The following is a 1,144-nucleotide window of genomic DNA, read 5'->3' on the forward strand; positions in this document are numbered from 1 at the left end:
CCGCTCAGCTCGTCGCGATGGGAATGATAAAAGCGGGCGCGGGGTTAACCACTATGTTGCTCACCACGTTTTTCATCACCTCACGACATTTTCTCTACAGCGTATCCATGCGCAGTAAAATTGCACCACTTCCGCTTAAATGGCGGCTATCGCTTGGTTTTCTGTTAACCGACGAGCTGTTTGCCATTGCAGGCCATCATTCTGACGAACAATTTAATCGCTGGTACGCCCTAGGCGCCGGATTGAGCTTCTATCTGTTCTGGAACCTTGCGACGCTGACAGGCATCGTGGCAGGTAGCCTAATCCCAGAACTGAATGAAATGGGGTTGGAATTTGCAGTAGCCGCAACCTTTATCGCGATTGTCGTACCCACGATTAAAAATGCAGCGGTACTTTCTAGCGTCTTAGTGGCTTTGGTAGGCTCAGTCGCGTTGACCTATTACCAAGTGGAAGGAAGTTTGATGATTTCGAGCATTTTAGCCATGTTAACAGGCTATTTTGTCGAACAAGTACAGGAGAAACGCTAATGATTATGCTGTCAATTTTACTCATGACGCTGTTGGTGTTCACAAGCCGATACTTGTTTCTCGAGCCGAAGTTGCCATTAAAGCTCGGCACGCGCACACAAAAGATTCTCAACTACGCGAGTCCGGCCGTTTTAACCGCGATCTGGGCGCCGATTGTCTTCATCCCCGAAGGGGAACTCAGTGTCAGCGTACAAAACCCGTTTTTATTGGCTGCGACTTTGGCTGCGTTGATCGCCTATTTGACAAAAAACGTTCTCTTAACGACGGTTGTCAGTATGGTGGCGTTTCTTCTTTTGCGCGTTTGGCTTTAATCAGCCACCCACTCAATTTCTAACAAGGTGACGTCGCCACATTTTAAACGCCCAAGGAAGACGTCGCCTTGATGGACTTCGCCAACCCCTTGCGGCGTTCCCGTCATCACCACATCACCGTCTTGCAAAGTTGTGTAGCTACTTAGCTCATCCAAAATCGCAAATGGCGGATACAGCATCTGTTGTACGTGGCCTTTTTGCACACGAACACAGTTAATCAATAGTTCTAAGTTAAGGTCATGAATATCAATGCCTTCAAGAGGCACAAAGCGGCTAAAAACCGCAGAACCATCAAATGCTTTTGCT

The 1,144-nt window shown here is 47.9% G+C and carries 3 protein-coding genes; 2 read left to right on the forward strand and 1 reads right to left on the reverse strand.

The window, feature by feature from the left end:
* Both R7070_RS26115 and R7070_RS26120 read left to right on the forward strand, forming a co-directional pair.
* A partial coding sequence (locus R7070_RS26115) for an AzlC family ABC transporter permease (protein WP_318141503.1) occupies positions 1–527 on the forward strand: 527 nt, incomplete at its 5' end.
* The gene (locus R7070_RS26120) at positions 527–838 is read left to right on the forward strand and encodes an AzlD domain-containing protein (protein WP_015313014.1); all 312 of its coding nucleotides are present in this window, start codon (positions 527–529) and stop codon (positions 836–838) included. The genes R7070_RS26115 and R7070_RS26120, both read left to right, overlap by 1 nt.
* Here R7070_RS26120 and R7070_RS26125 read toward each other — a convergent pair.
* The coding region (locus R7070_RS26125) for a fumarylacetoacetate hydrolase family protein (RefSeq protein ID WP_318141504.1) at positions 835–1,144 on the reverse strand (310 nt) is incomplete at its 5' end. The two genes, R7070_RS26120 and R7070_RS26125, sit on opposite strands and share 4 nt — an antisense overlap.

The sequence above is a fragment of the Vibrio sp. 1557 genome (assembly GCF_033340175.1).
GTDB lineage: Bacteria > Pseudomonadota > Gammaproteobacteria > Enterobacterales > Vibrionaceae > Vibrio > Vibrio alginolyticus.

Excerpts from the sequence above, each read along its gene's own strand:
- R7070_RS26120 (WP_015313014.1), top strand. The coding sequence starts at position 527 with ATGATTATGCTGTCAATTTTACTCATGACGCTGTTGGTGTTCACAAGC.